Here is a 15,575-nt window from a genome sequence, read left to right as displayed (position 1 = left end):
GATGCTCGCGGTCGGAGAAGCAGAAGTAAATTCAATATTTCTTTCGTTTTGTTAAGTGATCACTTATGGTTTGCAGGCCATGAAACTCACACGACGGATCACGCTGAGGCAGCTGGAGGTGTTCTGCGAGGCCGCGCGCCAGCTCAGTTTCTCGGCGGTGGCGGAGACGCTGTCGCTGAGCCAGCCGGCGATTTCGATGCAGATCCGCCAGCTCGAGGACGCGGTGGGCCTGGTGCTGTTCGAGAAAGCCGGGCGGCGCAAGGCGCTGACCGAGGCGGGCCGGAAATTGTTCGAACACGCCTCGCGCATCCTCGGCGAGTTGCACGACACCGAGCAGTCGCTGCTGGCCTTGAAAGGCCTCACCGACGGCAGCATCACGGTCGGCCTGGTCAGCACCGCCAACAATTTCGCGCCGCGCCTGCTGGCCGCTTTCAGCCAGCGGCATCCGGGCATCGAGGTGCGCTTCGTCGTCGGCAATCGCGAAGCGCTGGTGAGCCTGCTGAAAGAAAACCAGACCGATCTGGCGGTGATGGGGCGGCCGCCGGGCGAACTCGAAACCGTCGCAGAGCCGCTGGCGAACAACCCGCACGTGATCGTCGCGCCGCCGAAGCATGCCTTGTGCGGTCAGCAGAAAATCGACTTGCAACGCCTGCGCGGCGAGACTTTCCTGCAGCGTGAAAGCGGCTCGGGCACCCGCGGCGTGATGGAGGAACTATTCCGCGCGCATCTGTTCAAGCCGCGCAAGATCCTGTCGCTGGGCAGCAACGAAACCGTCAAGCAGGCGGTGATGGCCGGCCTGGGCCTGAGCGTGCTGTCGCTGCACACATTGTCGCTGGAACTGCGCAGCGGCGAGATCGCCTGCCTGGACGTGGTCGGCCTGCCGCTGCAGCGCAGCTGGCACGTGGTCCATCTGCGCCGCCGGCCGCTGTCGCCGGCCGCGACCGCGTTCCGCAAATTTCTGATCGAGGAAACCCAGCGCTATCTGCGCGACAGCTATGCCGATCTGCAGCTTGCGGCGCATGTAAAAAGTGCCGCGAAACCTATGCCGAAAAAGCCTCGAAAGAAGGCGCCTCAGTAATTGCTGTCGCTGGCCTGAGCTAATCGTCAGAGAAAAAGGAGATTGCCCTGATCGGGTTGCGCATACCCTGAGATCCAAGTTCATAATCCGATGGTGAGCTGACCAAAAAGCTGACCATTAGGGCGCTATCTGAGCATAGAATTTGGATAAATAATTGTTTTTAAACCATTTTAACTGGAAAGCAACTGACCATGTCCGCCGGCTCGGCCGCAATCCTCGCGTGGATTCAAGATCATCCCGGTGCGGGTCCTCGAGACATAGAGGGCGTGTTTCCCAGTTTGTCTCGCACCACGCTTAATCGCTGGCTCCGAGATCTGGCGGATCAGGGAAGCGTCGTATCCGTTCGTCGTGGGCCGATCACCCAGCACTACGCATCCGACTTGAAGGGCTTTTTCGACAAGCCCGTCACTCGCCGAACTCCCGCTCCGTTTGACCGCGAGCGGGCGGTGGCTGCACTCCCCCGATTTCGAGCCGAGCAGCTGCAGCGGATGCGCAACGCGATGCCGCGACCGGCCCAAACGGCTGAAGAAACCGCTCGAGCGGTCAGGGAACGACTCATGATTGAGATTTCGTTCGCATCCTCGCGGCTGGAAGGCAACACTTACGATTTGATCGAGACTCAAGCGCTGCTTGAGTACGGGCAGCAAGCCGCAGGCAAATCAGCCGAAGAAGCGCGGATGATCCTTAACCATCGCGACGCTATCCGGTACCTGCTCGACCACATCGACGACGTCCAGATTGATAAGAAGACCATTCTGGACGTGCACGCCTTAGTTTCCAACGGTTTGCTCGCTCAAAGGCGGGACGAAGGCCAAGTCCGCGAGCGCGGTGTATCGATTACAAGCAGCACCTACCAGCCGTTGGATAACCGATTCCAACTCGAAGAAGTCCTTGAGGAGATGTTGGAGCATGTGGCACATGAGACCGATCCCTTCAATCAATCGCTCATGTTGATGGTGGGAATCGCGTATCTGCAGCCGTTCGCCGACTGCAACAAGCGGACGGGCCGCCTGATGGCTAACCTCCCTCTCATCAAGGCTTCTCTGTCGCCGCTGTCCTTTATTACTGTGGATGCTGCCAACTATACGCGCGGCCTGCTTGCCTACTACGAGTTGGGTTTTACAGAGATCATCTCTTCCGCTTTCGTCAGCGGATACATCGAGTCGGCCGAGAGTTATCGGCTGCTGGCCGTGCCAAAGGGCAGGTCGGCGGAGCAAAAGGGCTTCGAACTGAAATACCGGGCGTTCGGAACTAACTACATCAAGCGGCTCGTGCGGGGCGAGGTGAGTCTAGACCCGGAGCTGCCTGGCACCGTTCCCGCGGAAGATCATGCTCCCCTGAAGCAACACCTGCAGCAATTGGTCCAGGATCTTCATCCAGGACAAGCCGTCGTTTACGGGCTTCAGCGGGAAGAAGTTGAGCGTTTCCTTCAGCGCCTGTCGGCTGCAGGGGGTGCCACAGGAATCCAGCGATGACTAAGGTCGGCCGCTCCCGCGAAGCGCTCAGGCCTTCAAAAGCGAGCGGATCACGAAGTCACGCACGTATATTTCTATCTCGGAGATTGAGTCGCTTAGAACCGTCGGATGGGTCAGAAACCAGAACTGTTGGTACGTGATCCAGCGAATGGCAGCGCGGCGGTTTAAATCCGGACGGACGATCCCGCGCTGAACATATCGATCGAGAATCGGCAGCCAGATCTCCTCCCGCACCGACATCAGCTCGGGCGAGTTGAGACAAAGTTCAGCCATGAGTGGCGCTGTCTTGGGGTCTAGCGTTTCCTCGAACAGCGGAAACAGCATGGCCTGCCCCAGCTCCACCATGAAAAGGCCAAGCAGATTTTTCGCTGAAGGCGGCTTCGCGATCGCTTCAGCCATCGCCGGCACCTGGCGCTCCCGCATTTGCCGAACATAGATCGCGATCAACAGCGCGTCCTTGTTCGGGAAGTGCTTGTAGATCGTCTGTCGAGCGATCCCGACGGCCTTGGCGACGTCTTCCATGCCAAACCGCGCCAGGGTGAAGCGGTGGATCACGGCGGGCGCCGCTTGCAGGATTCTTTCCCGCATGGGTAAGGTTTCGACTTCCGGCAGGCTCACCAGATTCTCTCGTGCTGAAGGCTTCGGGCAGGCCTCTATTCTAAGTGCCTCGGTTCCCAAGTACGATCACGAAGGCGCACGCGGAGTTTTGCGACTGGCAAGGCGCGACGACGAGGCATAGCCCCGCTATGGCGAGGAGTCGCAACGCCGCCAGGCGCGAAAATCCGTCGCGGATTCGTGATCGTACTTGGGAACCGAGGCACTAAGGGCCTGCCCGGTGCGCGTCCCGGCTTTCAGTGCGGCTTGCTTCCCAAAATTTCGTGTGCTCTTCCGCTGAATTTCTTCATGCCGCGCACGACATCGTCCGCATCCGCGACCTCGGTTTCACCGTCGTTCAGTTTGGTCGCGACTCCAAAGGCTTCGATCGACCGGATTGCCTTGGCCTCATCGTCGTGAGGCAGCAAGCGGCTGATCTTGTCGTGCGCCATGATGAACGGACGCAGGGTCGGCAACAGGTAGCGCAGCTTGTTGTCGGGAATGGCGAGCTGCTCGCAAATTTCATCGCCGGCCCAGGAGCGCATGAGGCCGTAGGTCAGGGTCTTCTTTTGCTCGACCGAGAGACGCTTGGCGATGAATCGCGGCAGCACGTCGTAGCCCTCGATCTCCTCTTCGCACATGTAGTCCTTGAGCGAGGCCATCAGCATCCGGCAGCCATCGTCGGCTGGGTGTTCGATGAGGCGGATCACTTCGGACTTGCGACGCAGATCTTGCCAGTCATGGAAATTGATGTCCTCGGGAATGCCCATCACATGGCCGATGTAACGCCAGAGCGCCGTCACATCATCGATCTCGCGCGTGCTGAGCTTGATGCCCGCCTTGGCCAGCGCATCTACTACCGCTTCGCAGAACAGGCAACCCATTGTGTAAACCGAGTCGCTGTTGGCGACGACCATGCCCCAATCCTGCCAGTCCCACTTGTCGCTGCGGGAAAGGTGATGACGAACGGCGCCATGGATCCACCGCACGTTCATCGTCATGCGAAAACCGTCGCCGTTGCGGCGCATCCCGCCGGGTTTGGATGCGTTCGCTGCCCAACGCAGGGTCTCGATCAGTCGGCGCCCAACCTGGTCACGCTCGATCAGGCGTCGGCTCAACACCAAGGGCCGGGATCCGCCATAGGTCCGGAAGCCGGCACCGATGGCCGCGTAAGCCAAGGCCATCACCACGATGTTGCCAGCGCGCCAGTAGGCGACGCTACCGCGATGCAGCTCGTCCCAATCCACCCAGTCAGGCACATTGTCCAGCGAGGAGAACAGGTCGACCATCTCCGGCGGTGGGTTTTCCACCGAGCCGATGCCCTTCGCCAGGGCCTGGTCGAACATCTGTTTGGCAGCCACGTTGCCATCGCGAGCCAACATTGCGTTGTAGGCGGCGTAGCCGATCTCATCGCCGATCTTGTGGTGGTCCGTGATGAAGTTGACCAGATCCTTGCCATAGAGGGCTACCGCCTGCTCGTAGTTGACGGTACGGCCCAGGTCACGTCCGGGCGCCAAATCCAGCGGAACGTCGATACCCGCTTTTCGAATCTGCACGTGCATGTTCATTCTGCTCTCCAAGTGCTGATGAGGCCGGACCGGGCCGGCCTTGGAGGTGACAGACTACGATACTTGTCCCCTGACGCCAAGATGGGATTCGAGATTGTTCTTGCGATAGGTATAGGGAGTAAGCCCGGTCCACCGCTTGAAAGCCCGGATAAATGTGCTGGTCTCCGAGAATCCGGACAGGAAGGCGACCTCTTCTATGCTGATGTTCCGCTTGCCGAGATGATGCAATGCGGTGTCGCGATGCAATTCCATCACGATGGTTTTGAACGAGGTGCCTTCCTCCGACAGGCGGCGGCGCAGCGATTGGGGGTGGATATGCAGCCGTCCGGCCACGTCGTCCATGCTGAGGTTCAGGCTGCGGTCTTCACTGAGCCTCTGCTTCACGCGCATGGTCCAGCTGCTGGTTTCATACTGAGGCGTGAGCAGGCTCAGGGTCGGGCTGCGCAGGAAGCTGCGCAGCGAGCGCTCATCGACTTTCAGGGGCTTGTCGAGATAGCGCTGGCTGAAAGCCAATTCGGTGTGGGGGCAATCGAACTCCACCGGATTGCCCATGAACATGTCCCGGTAGTCTTCCATGAACTCGGCCCGCTTGTGGGGCACCCTGACAGAGAGCAGCGGGATGTGTTCCTGGATCAGCCAGCAGCTGAAGCGGTGGCATTTGAATAGGGCACGTTCGCTAACGAACGGGACTTCCAGCCAATCGGAATGCCGTTTCAGGAATTGGATCGTGGCCAGCCCATCGCTCTCGATCAGGGCCGGCATCAGGCCGAAATCCAGCATGGCGAAGAATCGGCAATAGCGCTGCAGCGCGGTCCGCAGCGAACGCGAGCTGGTCGCGGCGTAGCACATCATCGACCAGCTGCCGACCGGAATGGGGCGACGGTAGTAGCCCAGGCCTTCGTCGTCCATCGCCAGCATGGTGGCAGTCTGAAGCTGGGCGAAGCGCTCGATCGAGATACGGGCGCCCTTTTGCTCCAGCAGGCGGGGGGCGATACCGCAGCGTTCCAGCAATGCCTCAGTATCGATTTTGAAGCTGGGAGCGTTTTGGAGTACGGCGCGCACGAACCGCACCGGGACGGATAGCTCTCTCATGACGGGACGACGTCTCCTGCCGGGCTCGACGCCGTTATCAGAGCCTGAGCGGCGTCGCCGATTGTAGTCGGCAGCCCGTTTTTTTGTCAGTGGCGAGCATGGCCCCGCAGCGGCTGCGCTTGAATACTAGGGCCTGTACACGCGTCGAGCGCAGCGACCGACGTGTGTTAACAGGCCCTAGGCACCTGCCAACGATCGTCCCCTGGAGGACCCCAACATGTTGCCTCGTGATTTCACCGAGGAGCAGCAGATGTTTCGCGCTGCCTATCGGAAATTCCTCGCCGTGGAAATCGTGCCGCACATGGAACAGTGGCGCGAGATGGGCATCGTCGATCGTTCCGCCTTCGCCAAAGCGGGTGAAAACGGGTTTCTGATGGTCTGGCCGGACGAGAAGTACGGCGGCATCGGTGATCATGATTTCCGTTACGAACAGATCATCATCGAAGAGGGCGCCTACGCGCGCACGAGCGACTGGTATTGCACCTTGCACAGCCGGCTGGTGGCGCCTTACTTCACGCGCTTCGGCAATGAGGAACAGCGGGATCGCTTCTTTCCCGACTTCGTGAGCGGCAAGAAGATTCTCGCAATCGCGATGAGCGAGCCGGATGCCGGCAGCGACTTGGCCGGAATGCGCTCGTTCGCCACCGATCAGGGTGACCATTGGCTGCTCAATGGCACCAAGACCTATATCTCCAACGGCATCAATGCCGACGTGGTGATCGTGGCCGCCAAGACCGACCCGGCCAACAATCCGCACGCGATGACGCTGTTCATCGTCGAGCGCGGCATGGAAGGGTTCGAGCGCGGCCGTATGCTCAAGAAGATGGGCAAAAAGGCACAGGACACGTCCGAGCTGTTCTTCCGTGACGTGCGGGTTCCGAAGGAAAATGTCCTCGGCGAGGCCGGCAGCGGTTTCAAGTACCTGATGATGGGGCTGGCGGAAGAGCGCCTGATCGGTGCCTCGGGCTACATTGCCGCGGCCCAGCTGTCATACGATCTCGCCGTGGACTACGTCCGGCAGCGCAAGATCTTCGGTAAGCATCTCTCGAGCTTCCAGAATACCCAGTTCAAACTTGCCGAATTGCGTACCGAACTCGATGTGATCCAGTGCTTCATCGACCAATGTGTGCGCTCCTTCAACGCCGGGCAACTCACAGCAGTGGACGCTGCAAAAGCCAAGCTGGCGGCGAGCGAAATGCAGGTTAAGGCCGCCGACATGGGCGTCCAGCTGCATGGCGGGGCGGGCTACATGGACGAGTATCCGATCAGCCGTCAGTACACTGACGCACGCGTATCGCCGATCTATGCGGGTAGCTCAGAAGTCATGAAGCTGCTCATCAGCCGCGACTGCCTTTCGAATGGCTACGTGCCGTTCAATACGCGCAATTTCTAAAAACAAGCATCGAGGAGCTTCACGTGGACATCGAAAACAAGGTCGCCATCGTGACCGGCGGCGCCTCCGGGCTGGGTCGCGCGACGGTCGAGCGCTTTCACAAGGCGGGCGCCAAAGTCGCCATCTTCGATCTCAACGAGGAGGCGGGGAAGGCGCTCGTCGCAGCGCTCGGAACGCGCGCTGTTTACCGCAACGTCAATGTGTCGGACGAAGAGGCCGTGCAGAGCGCGATCAACGACGTGGTCGCCGAATTTGGCGCCGTCCATATCTGCTGTAATTTCGCCGGCATCGGCGGCTCGCAGAAGACCTTCGGCAAGGACGGCCCCTATCCACTCGCGCGCTTCCGGAAAGTCCTGGAGGTGAATCTGGTCGGCACGTTCAACGTGCTGCGCCTGGCTGCCGAGCAGATGGCCAAGAATCAGCCCGACGCCGCTGGCGGGCGCGGTGCGATCGTCAACACCGCATCCATCGCCGCCTACGAGGGCCAGATGGGTCAGGCTGCCTATAGCGCGTCCAAGGGCGGCATCGTCGGCATGACGCTGCCCATTGCCCGCGACCTCGCGTCGATCGGAGTGCGCGTCAACACCATCGTGCCCGGCCTCATCGCCACCCCGTTGCTGATGGGCGCTCCGCAGAACGTGCGTGACAGCCTGGCGCAGCAGGTTCTGTATCCCAAACGGCTGGGCGAGCCAGACGAGGTGGCCAAGCTGGTCGCCGACATCATTGGCAACGACTACATCAACGGGGAATGCATCCGCATCGATGGCGGCATCCGCATGGGCGTGAAGTAGCACGGAGGCGTCATGGGACCGTTGAAGGGATACGTGGTGGTCGAGTTGGCCGGCATCGGTCCGGGACCGATGGCGGGGATGATGCTGGCCGATATGGGGGCCGACGTGATCCGCATCGAGCGCTCGGCAGAGACCAGGCAGTACCGCGAAAAAGACATCAGCCTGCGCGGCAAGAAATCCGTGCTGCTCGATCTGAAAAAGCCCTTGGATGTCGAGCGCCTGCTGGCCATGATCGAGAAGGCCGACGCGGTGATCGACCCGTACCGTCCCGGTGTCTGCGAAAAGTTGGGGATCGGGCCGGATGTCTGCCTGAAACGGAATCCGCGGCTGGTATTCGGCCGGCTCACCGGCTGGGGCCAAAGCGGCCCCTTGGCAAAGGCGTCCGGGCACGACCTCAACTACATCGCGATCACCGGTGCGCTGCATTCTATCGGGCGCAAGAACGAGCGGCCGGTCGTGCCCCTCAATCTGATCGGAGATATGGGTGGCGGCGCAATGCTGCTGGTCACCGGCATCCTGGCCGCGCTGCTCGAATCGCGTGCATCAGGACAAGGCCAGGTGGTGGATGCCGCCATGGTCGACGGCACCGCGCAGATGATGTGGATGTTTCAGGGCTGGCACGCCGCCGGCGCGTTCAACGATGCGGAACGCGAATCGAACCTGCTGGATGGCGGCGCGCCGTTCTACGACGTCTACGAATGTGCCGACGGACGCCACGTCAGCCTCGGCGCGATCGAGCCGCAGTTCTACGAACTGCTGATGCGGATTGCACAGCTGGATCGTGAGGTCTTTAGCGATCGCTCGCGCAGTCGCTGGCCGGAACTCAAGCTCAAGATGGCCGAGGTCTTCCTGAGCAAGACACAGGCGCAGTGGTGCGAGCTGATGGAGGGTACCGACGTCTGCTTTGCGCCGGTGCTCACTCTCACCGAAGCGGCGACTTATCCCGCCAACGTCGCGCGCAGCACCTACATCGAAGTCGACGGTTTCACGCAGGCGGCGCCGGCTCCGCGATTCAGTCGCACTCCTTCCGAAGTGCGTCACGGCGCGCGCAAGCTTGGCGCCGATACCGAAACGGTTCTGCAGTCGATCGGCCTCATGGAGTCCGCCCACGATCCTGTTGCCGCAGGAGCGGGCTGATTGACATGGAACTGTCGACCCTGAGTTTAGAGAAGAACAACGCGGTCGCGTGCATCACGCTGATGCGTCCGGACCGGATGAATGCCTTCAACGCGCAGATGCGCAAAGAGCTGCTCGTGACCGCGCATGCGGTCAACAACGACCCGGACATCCGTGCCGTGGTGCTCACGGGTGGCGGCCGCGGTTTTTGCGCAGGGGCCGACCTCGAAGACTTGCGCCCGCCCGGGTTCACCATCGACCGCCAGCTCAACGAGGAGTACAAGCCCATCCTCATGACGATCGCCGAAGGGCCCAAGCCCTGGATCAGCGCCGTCAACGGCGCTGCGGCCGGCATCGGTGCGGCCTTCGCGATGACCTGCGATCTAACGGTGATGGGTGACAAGGCGTATCTGTACATGGCGTTCGCGGCGATCGGACTGATCCCGGACGGTGGAGCGACCTGGCATCTGTCGCGTGCGCTCGGGCGCAAGAGCGCTTACGAGATGATCGTAGGCGGAGACAAGCTTGCCGCGGCGCGTTGCCTTGAATTGGGTCTGTGCAATCGCGTGGTGCCCGACGCCGAACTGGTTAGCGCCGCTATCACCTGGGCTGAGCAGCTCGCGAAAAAAGCGCCGCTCTCGTTGAGCCTGTCCAAACTCGCGCTTGCCCGTGCCGAGCACACTTCGCTGGGCGACACGATTTCATACGAAGCCGCATTGCAGCGCACCTGCACCGAAAGCGCCGACGCCCGCGAGGGCATCCTGGCATTCAAAGAAAAGCGCTCGCCCGTCTTCACCGGTCGCTGACGATCCCGGATTGCTGCACAGGAGAAGCGATGTATCACCCCGCGCATCACGCCAGAAGTACGCCGGACAAGCCCGCCATCGTCATGGCCGACAGTGGTCGGTCCATGAGTTACGCCGAGCTTGACGCGCGCTCCAACCAGATCGCGCATCTGTTTCGGCGGCTGGGTCTGAAACCGCAGGCCCACATTGCGCTGCTGATGGAGAACAACTTCCATTTCATGCAGCTCATCTGGGGCGCACAGCGATCCGGCCTGGTGTTCACCGCCATCGGCACCCAACTCAAGCGCGACGAAGTGCGCTATATCGTCAACAACAGTGATGCGGCGGTGGTGATCACCTCACCGCGCTTCAGCAGCCTGCTGGATTCGGTGCGCGCAGAGGGCTGCGACGCCCAGCGTTTCTTCGTGATCGACGGAGAAGCTGCCGGCTACGAAAACTGGGACGCTGCCGTCGCCGCCGAGCCGACGACGCCAATCGCCAACGAGGAGGCCGGAGTGCAGATGCTCTACTCGTCTGGTACCACCGGTCAGCCCAAGGGCGTGCTGCCCAAGCGGGCGCCGGGCCTCCCAATCGACGCGCCCTCAGCCAATATGATGGGCCTTGGCCGCTTCTTCCGCTTTGACGAGCACGCCGTATACCTGTCGACCGCACCGCTTTATCACGGCGCCCCGCTGACCTTCGCCATCATGACCGGTCACTTCGGTGGCACCGTTGTGATACTCGAGAAATTCGAGCCCGAAAAGGCGCTGCAGGCGATCGAAAACAAGGGTGTCACTCACGTGCAGTGTGTGCCGATCATGTTCGTGCGCCTGCTCGATCTGCCCATCGAAACGCGGCAGCGCTATTCCACCACCAGCCTCAAGGTGGCCTTCCATTCCGCCGCGCCTTGCCCGGTGCCGATCAAGCGACAGATGATCCAATGGTGGGGCGCGGTGATCTCCGAGTATTACGCCTCTACCGAGGGCGCGGGTTTCACCGCACTCGACACCCCGCAATGGCTCGCGCATCCGGGTTCGGTCGGCAAGCCGTTCAACTGCACGCTGCATATCCTCGACGAAGAGGAAAACGAGGCGGCACCGGGGATGCCCGGCACCATCTATTTCTCGGGTCCGCAGGCCACGTTTCAGTACTACAAGGAGCCGGACAAGACGCGTGGCTCCTACAACGCCAAAGGCTGGGCCACGGTGGGCGATATCGGGTACGTCGATGGCGAGGGCTATCTCTACCTGACCGACCGCAAGAGTTTCATGATCATTTCGGGCGGCGTGAACATCTATCCGCAGGAAGTCGAAAGCCTGCTGCTCACACATCCCAAAATCGCCGACGTGGCAGTTTTCGGTGTGCCCAATCGCGAGTTCGGCGAGGAAGTCAAAGCCGTCGTGCAGCCCAAACGTTGGGAAGATGCCGGCAAGCTGCTTGAAGCGGAACTGATTGGCTGGTGCCGCGAGCGCATCGCCAACCTCAAGGTCCCGCGCAGCGTCGATTTCGAGCGCGATCTACCCCGACTCGAAAACGGAAAGCTCTACAAACGTCTTCTGGCCGACCGCTACAAATAACCAGCATCGAGGTTTCATGGATTTCAATCTTTCGCAGGATCAGTCCCAGCTACGCGATCTGGCACGCAGCTTCGCGCGCAAGGAACTGCCGGCCATCGCCCGAGAGCTGGAGGCCAACAACCAGCCGCCCTCGCATGAACTGGTCAAGCGTTATGCCGACATGGGCTTCCTCGGCATCAACATTCCGCAGCAGTACGGTGGGCTGGGGCTTGGCAATCTCGAAGCTCTGATCGTGGTCGAAGAATTCGCGCAGATCTCGTCGGCCGTTGCATTCCCGATCTTCGAGTCCTGCGTTGGTCCGGTGCGCGCCATCGAGCATTTCGGTAGTGAGACGCTCAAGCAACGCGTGATTCCGAAAGTGTGCGCAGGTGATCTGGTGGTCGCGGTCTCGATGTCCGAGCCGGACGCCGGCAGCGCGCTGACCGACCTGCGCACCCGCGGCGTGATCGAGGGCGACACCGTGGTCATCAACGGCGCCAAGCGCTGGTGCTCGGGTGGCGGACATGCCGGTGGTTACGTGGTTTATTGCCGGCTTTCCGATGCGCCCGGCCCCAAGGGTATCGGCGCGGTGTATGTCGAGAAGGACACGCCAGGTCTTTCTTTCGGCCCCAACGAAACGCTCATGGGCTTTCGCGGCGTGCCTTCCAGCGACTTGTTTTTCGACAAGGTGTGCGTGCCGGTCGACAACATCATCGTGCCCGCGGGCGGCTTCAAGCAGCTGATGGAAGCTTTCGATCTGGAGCGCTGCGGCAATGCCACGATGTCACTCGGCCAGGCCTCCGGAGCGCTCGAAGACGTTCTCGAATACGTGCAGGAGCGCAAGCAGTTCGGCAAGCCGATCATCGACTTCCAGGCCGTGCAGCTCCGGGTGGCCGAAATGCGCATGCGCGTCGATGCCGCCAGGCTGCTGATCTACCGTGCCGCCGTCAACTCCGAGCAGGGCTTGCCGTCGATGCTGGAGTCATCGTTGGCGAAGTGCTTCGCCAATGAGATCGCGCGTGAAGTTACGGGCCACGCCGTGCAGCTTATGGGCGCCTACGGCTATTCACGCGAGTTCCCGATGGAGCGGCGCCTGCGCGATGCCTGGGGCTGGGGCATTGCCGGCGGCGCCGTCGACATCCAGAAAGTGAACATCGCCAGTGCCATGGTCGGGCGCCGTTTCGATCAGCGTCGCTGAAACCGGGATCAGATATGAATGTCGAAGAAGCCCTGCGCTCGCGCCGATCGGTCCGCGCGTTTCTGGACCGGCCGGTGCCTCGCATCGAACTCCAGGCAATTCTGGATCACGCGCAATGGGCGCCTTCCAACTGCAATGTGCAGCCGTGGAACACATTTATCGTCTCGGGTGAAAAGCTTTCGCTCCTGCGGACGAGCTTCGCGCAGCTGTTCAAGAGCGGTGCCAGCGGAAAGCCATCGCCGGAATACGGCCCCATGCCAATGTACGAAGGCGTATTGCAGGAGCGTCAGTATGGCTCCGCTGCGGCGCTATACGGCGCCATGAACATCGAGCGCGGCGACAAAGTCGGCCGCGCCCGGGCCAGCCTGCGCAACTGGGCATTTTTCGATGCCCCTCACGTCGCAGTGTTCACGATGGAAAAGCACTTGCAGGTCATGGGTGGCGTCGACGTCGGTATCTACGCCCAGAGTCTCGCCTTGCTATTGAAAGAACACGACATCGCGTCGTGTTTCCAGGCGTCGTTGGGCTATTTCCCCGGGCCGATCCGCGACTTGATCGCGATTCCAGAGAGTCACGCCATTCTGTTCGGAATGTCGTTCGGCTACGCCAACACCACGGCTGCTGCCAACGCCTGCCGAACCACGCGGGCAGAGCTGACCGATTCCGTCATTTTTGTCGATTGAATTTCCGAACGACGTTCCATAACGAGGAGAAAGATATGACCACACAGTATTCGATGCTCATCGGCGGCCGGTTGGTTCAGGCTGGCGCGACACTGGATGTGCTGAATCCTGCGACGGAAGAGGTCATCGCCAAAGCGCCCGATGCGGGAAGCAAAGAGTTGGAAATGGCTGTCACTGCGGCGCGCAAAGCCTTCAAAGGCTGGAGTGCAACGCCGATCGCAGAGCGCCAGGCCCTGCTCAAGCAGGCCGGCGATGTGCTCTCCGCGAATGTGCAGGAGCTCGCCGCGCTGTTGACCAGCGAGCAGGGCAAGCCGCTCGCCGCCGCGGTCGCTGAAGTCCAAGCGGGCATCGGCTGGTTCTACTTCCACTCACAGGCATCGCTGCCGGTGCTGGTTAGCGAAGACTCCGATACGCGCCGCGTCGAAACCCACCACGTGCCGCTTGGTGTGGTGTGCGCGATCTCGCCGTGGAACTTCCCGGTGATGCTGTCGGTCTGGAAGCTGACCCCGGCGCTGGTCACCGGCAACACACTCGTGCTCAAGCCGTCGCCGTTCACGCCGCTGACGGTGCTCAAGATCGGTGAACTGCTCAAGGATGTGTTCCCGGCCGGCGTGCTCAACATCATCACCGGCGGCGACGGCCTCGGCCCGCTGATGACCTCGCATGCGGGTTTCGACAAGATCAGTTTCACGGGTTCCACCGCAACCGGTCGCCGGGTGATGGAGAGCGCTGCCAAGTCGCTCAAGCGCGTGACACTGGAACTAGGTGGTAACGATGCCGCCATCGTGCTGCCCGACGTAGACGTTGCGGCCGTCGCCGAGCGAATTTTCATGGGAGCGTTCTACAACACCGCACAGGTCTGCACTGCGACCAAGCGCCTGTACATCCACGAGTCGATCTACGACCAACTGCGCGATCATCTGGCCGGTATCGCCAAGGCGCTCAAGGTCGGCGACGGCAGCGAAGCGGATACCATACTCGGCCCAATCCAGAACCGCCTGCAGTATCAGCGCGTGAACAAGCTGATCGAAGACGCCAAGGCAAACCATCTCACCCTGATCGAGGGCCGCGAGGTACCCAAGGGGCGGGGCTATTTCATTCCGGTCACGCTGGTCGACAATCCGCCGGATGACGCCCGAGTGGTGACGGAAGAGGCCTTCGGCCCGGTTCTGCCGCTGCTCAAGTACAAGACCATCGACGAGGCCATCGAACGCGCCAACGCCAGTGAATATGGACTGGCCGGAGCCGTTTGGGGCAGCAATGTCGCCGAAGCACTGGCGGTCGCCGCCCGCATGGAGACCGGAACGGTGTGGATCAATGAGAACCTGTATCTCCCGCCGATGGCACCGTTTGCAGGCCACAAGCAGTCAGGCGTCGGTGTGGAGAATGGTCAGGACGGCTTGCAGGAATACACCAACGCCAAGACCTACTACATCCCCAAGAAGTGATGGCCGCAACGGACCCGGTCAGTCGCCGTCGCTATCGCCATTGCTATCGGTGGGTGCGCCCACCGGCACCACGGCCACGGGCTCCGATGGGGCCGGTGTTGCTTCGTGCTTGAGGCCTAGGGGGAGCTGCAGGCCGACCCCAATCAGCGCGTCATCGAAGTTGCGAGGCGCATCCGGATCGCCCTCTGGCTTGATGCTTTTGTCGCGGTGACCAAAGCGATAGAGAGCTTCGGTACGGATGCCGAATTCGTACTGGCCGAACTGCAATCCCCAGAGATAGCCCAAGCCGGCCGAGAGCGTAGGCAGGCTAAACTTGGCGTCACCGGTGTCGCTTGGATAGTTCCGGACGTCGCGCCCACCAGCGCCGAGTAGACCGTAGAGATTGGGTAATGACGGGAGCGGGAACACCAGCAGGTTGATGTTGCCGCCGGCTTCCTTCACCTTGCTGCCGCCATCGGTGCCAAGACGCGTATCGTTGAAGCTGAGTTCGAAGGCGTAGCGCCCCAGCCGATAACCGATCCCAAGACTGCCGCCGTAGCCCACATCGAGCGCCTTGGTGCCGGGAACCACCACGACGCCCATGGGCGCGAGGTAAGCGCCCTCATTGTTGCCGGGGTTGTCCTGCGCGTGAACGCTGCCGATTGGAGCACCGCTCGCTGCAATGATGACAACGGCCCGCAGAACGGCGCCGAGAAAAGTGTTCTGCCGAATATTCAAAACCATCTTCAACTCCTCAATGATCCTTGCCGCAGTCGGTGAAGCGCAACCACCTGCGTTCGCCGGATCGGCTCATTTATG

The 15,575-nt window shown here is 61.2% G+C and carries 14 protein-coding genes; 10 read left to right on the top strand and 4 right to left on the bottom strand.

Annotation, left to right across the window (positions count from 1 at the left end; genetic code table 11):
- Nucleotides 1-79 precede the first annotated feature (79 nt).
- Entirely contained in the window at nucleotides 80-1,078 is a 999-nt protein-coding gene (locus JWQ90_RS08355) for a LysR family transcriptional regulator (protein ID WP_299692003.1), read from the top strand.
- A gap of 191 nt (nucleotides 1,079-1,269) precedes the next feature.
- Nucleotides 1,270-2,553, top strand: a complete 1,284-nt coding sequence (locus JWQ90_RS08350) for a Fic family protein (RefSeq protein WP_299692001.1) — start codon at nucleotides 1,270-1,272, stop codon at nucleotides 2,551-2,553.
- Nucleotides 2,554-2,580: 27 nt separating this feature from the next.
- Here JWQ90_RS08350 and JWQ90_RS08345 read toward each other — a convergent pair whose 3' ends face one another.
- The 3 genes from JWQ90_RS08345 to JWQ90_RS08335 form a co-directional block, all read right to left on the bottom strand.
- Complete coding sequence (locus tag JWQ90_RS08345) at nucleotides 2,581-3,171, bottom strand: TetR/AcrR family transcriptional regulator (protein ID WP_299691999.1); 591 nt, start codon at nucleotides 3,169-3,171, stop codon at nucleotides 2,581-2,583.
- A gap of 233 nt (nucleotides 3,172-3,404) precedes the next feature.
- A complete protein-coding gene (locus JWQ90_RS08340; protein ID WP_299691997.1) occupies nucleotides 3,405-4,715 on the bottom strand; it encodes an oxygenase MpaB family protein in 1,311 nt (436 codons plus the stop codon).
- Nucleotides 4,716-4,769: 54 nt separating this feature from the next.
- A complete protein-coding gene (locus JWQ90_RS08335) occupies nucleotides 4,770-5,807 on the bottom strand; it encodes an AraC family transcriptional regulator (RefSeq protein ID WP_299691995.1) in 1,038 nt (345 codons plus the stop codon).
- Between the two features lie 217 nt (nucleotides 5,808-6,024).
- Between JWQ90_RS08335 and JWQ90_RS08330 the strand changes: the two genes are divergently transcribed.
- The 8 genes from JWQ90_RS08330 to JWQ90_RS08295 are packed head-to-tail and all read left to right on the top strand — an operon-like array spanning nucleotide 6,025 to nucleotide 14,777.
- On the top strand, nucleotides 6,025-7,200 hold the full coding sequence (locus JWQ90_RS08330) for an acyl-CoA dehydrogenase family protein (protein WP_299691993.1): 1,176 nt from the start codon (nucleotides 6,025-6,027) through the stop codon (nucleotides 7,198-7,200).
- Between the two features lie 23 nt (nucleotides 7,201-7,223).
- On the top strand, nucleotides 7,224-7,991 hold the full coding sequence (locus JWQ90_RS08325) for an SDR family oxidoreductase (RefSeq protein ID WP_299691991.1): 768 nt from the start codon (nucleotides 7,224-7,226) through the stop codon (nucleotides 7,989-7,991).
- A 12-nt stretch (nucleotides 7,992-8,003) separates the two neighbouring features.
- Nucleotides 8,004-9,128, top strand: a complete 1,125-nt coding sequence (locus JWQ90_RS08320) for a CaiB/BaiF CoA-transferase family protein (protein ID WP_299691988.1) — start codon at nucleotides 8,004-8,006, stop codon at nucleotides 9,126-9,128.
- A 5-nt stretch (nucleotides 9,129-9,133) separates the two neighbouring features.
- Nucleotides 9,134-9,913, top strand: coding sequence for an enoyl-CoA hydratase-related protein (locus JWQ90_RS08315; protein WP_299691985.1), 780 nt, complete (start codon nucleotides 9,134-9,136; stop codon nucleotides 9,911-9,913).
- 29 nt (nucleotides 9,914-9,942) lie between these two features.
- Nucleotides 9,943-11,469: an acyl-CoA synthetase gene (locus JWQ90_RS08310; protein WP_299691982.1), complete on the top strand. Its 1,527-nt coding sequence runs from the start codon at nucleotides 9,943-9,945 to the stop codon at nucleotides 11,467-11,469.
- A 16-nt stretch (nucleotides 11,470-11,485) separates the two neighbouring features.
- Nucleotides 11,486-12,646 carry an acyl-CoA dehydrogenase family protein gene (locus JWQ90_RS08305; RefSeq protein ID WP_299691979.1) on the top strand — a complete coding sequence of 387 codons (1,161 nt, stop codon included), beginning with the start codon at nucleotides 11,486-11,488 and terminating at the stop codon, nucleotides 12,644-12,646.
- A gap of 14 nt (nucleotides 12,647-12,660) precedes the next feature.
- Nucleotides 12,661-13,329 carry a nitroreductase gene (locus JWQ90_RS08300; protein WP_299691976.1) on the top strand — a complete coding sequence of 223 codons (669 nt, stop codon included), beginning with the start codon at nucleotides 12,661-12,663 and terminating at the stop codon, nucleotides 13,327-13,329.
- 35 nt (nucleotides 13,330-13,364) lie between these two features.
- Complete coding sequence (locus JWQ90_RS08295) at nucleotides 13,365-14,777, top strand: aldehyde dehydrogenase family protein (protein ID WP_299691973.1); 1,413 nt, start codon at nucleotides 13,365-13,367, stop codon at nucleotides 14,775-14,777.
- Between the two features lie 18 nt (nucleotides 14,778-14,795).
- Here the strand turns inward: JWQ90_RS08295 and JWQ90_RS08290 are convergent, their stop codons facing one another.
- On the bottom strand, nucleotides 14,796-15,500 hold the full coding sequence (locus JWQ90_RS08290; RefSeq protein ID WP_299691971.1) for a hypothetical protein: 705 nt from the start codon (nucleotides 15,498-15,500) through the stop codon (nucleotides 14,796-14,798).
- Nucleotides 15,501-15,575 lie beyond the last annotated feature (75 nt).

The sequence above is a fragment of the Hydrocarboniphaga sp. genome (assembly GCF_028291725.1).
Taxonomy (GTDB): domain Bacteria; phylum Pseudomonadota; class Gammaproteobacteria; order Nevskiales; family Nevskiaceae; genus Hydrocarboniphaga.
This window is presented reverse-complemented; position numbering and strand designations above follow the sequence as displayed.

What these genes read in the sequence shown, in the direction of transcription:
- JWQ90_RS08355 (WP_299692003.1), top strand. Translation starts at nt 80, where the DNA reads ATGAAACTCACACGACGGATCACGCTGAGGCAGCTGGAGGTGTTCTGC.
- JWQ90_RS08350 (WP_299692001.1), top strand. Translation starts at nt 1,270, where the DNA reads ATGTCCGCCGGCTCGGCCGCAATCCTCGCGTGGATTCAAGATCATCCC.
- JWQ90_RS08340 (WP_299691997.1), bottom strand. Translation starts at nt 4,715, where the DNA reads ATGAACATGCACGTGCAGATTCGAAAAGCGGGTATCGACGTTCCGCTG.
- JWQ90_RS08335 (WP_299691995.1), bottom strand. Translation starts at nt 5,807, where the DNA reads ATGAGAGAGCTATCCGTCCCGGTGCGGTTCGTGCGCGCCGTACTCCAA.
- JWQ90_RS08330 (WP_299691993.1), top strand. Translation starts at nt 6,025, where the DNA reads ATGTTGCCTCGTGATTTCACCGAGGAGCAGCAGATGTTTCGCGCTGCC.
- JWQ90_RS08320 (WP_299691988.1), top strand. Translation starts at nt 8,004, where the DNA reads ATGGGACCGTTGAAGGGATACGTGGTGGTCGAGTTGGCCGGCATCGGT.
- JWQ90_RS08315 (WP_299691985.1), top strand. Translation starts at nt 9,134, where the DNA reads ATGGAACTGTCGACCCTGAGTTTAGAGAAGAACAACGCGGTCGCGTGC.
- JWQ90_RS08310 (WP_299691982.1), top strand. Translation starts at nt 9,943, where the DNA reads ATGTATCACCCCGCGCATCACGCCAGAAGTACGCCGGACAAGCCCGCC.
- JWQ90_RS08305 (WP_299691979.1), top strand. Translation starts at nt 11,486, where the DNA reads ATGGATTTCAATCTTTCGCAGGATCAGTCCCAGCTACGCGATCTGGCA.
- JWQ90_RS08300 (WP_299691976.1), top strand. Translation starts at nt 12,661, where the DNA reads ATGAATGTCGAAGAAGCCCTGCGCTCGCGCCGATCGGTCCGCGCGTTT.
- JWQ90_RS08295 (WP_299691973.1), top strand. Translation starts at nt 13,365, where the DNA reads ATGACCACACAGTATTCGATGCTCATCGGCGGCCGGTTGGTTCAGGCT.
- JWQ90_RS08290 (WP_299691971.1), bottom strand. Translation starts at nt 15,500, where the DNA reads ATGGTTTTGAATATTCGGCAGAACACTTTTCTCGGCGCCGTTCTGCGG.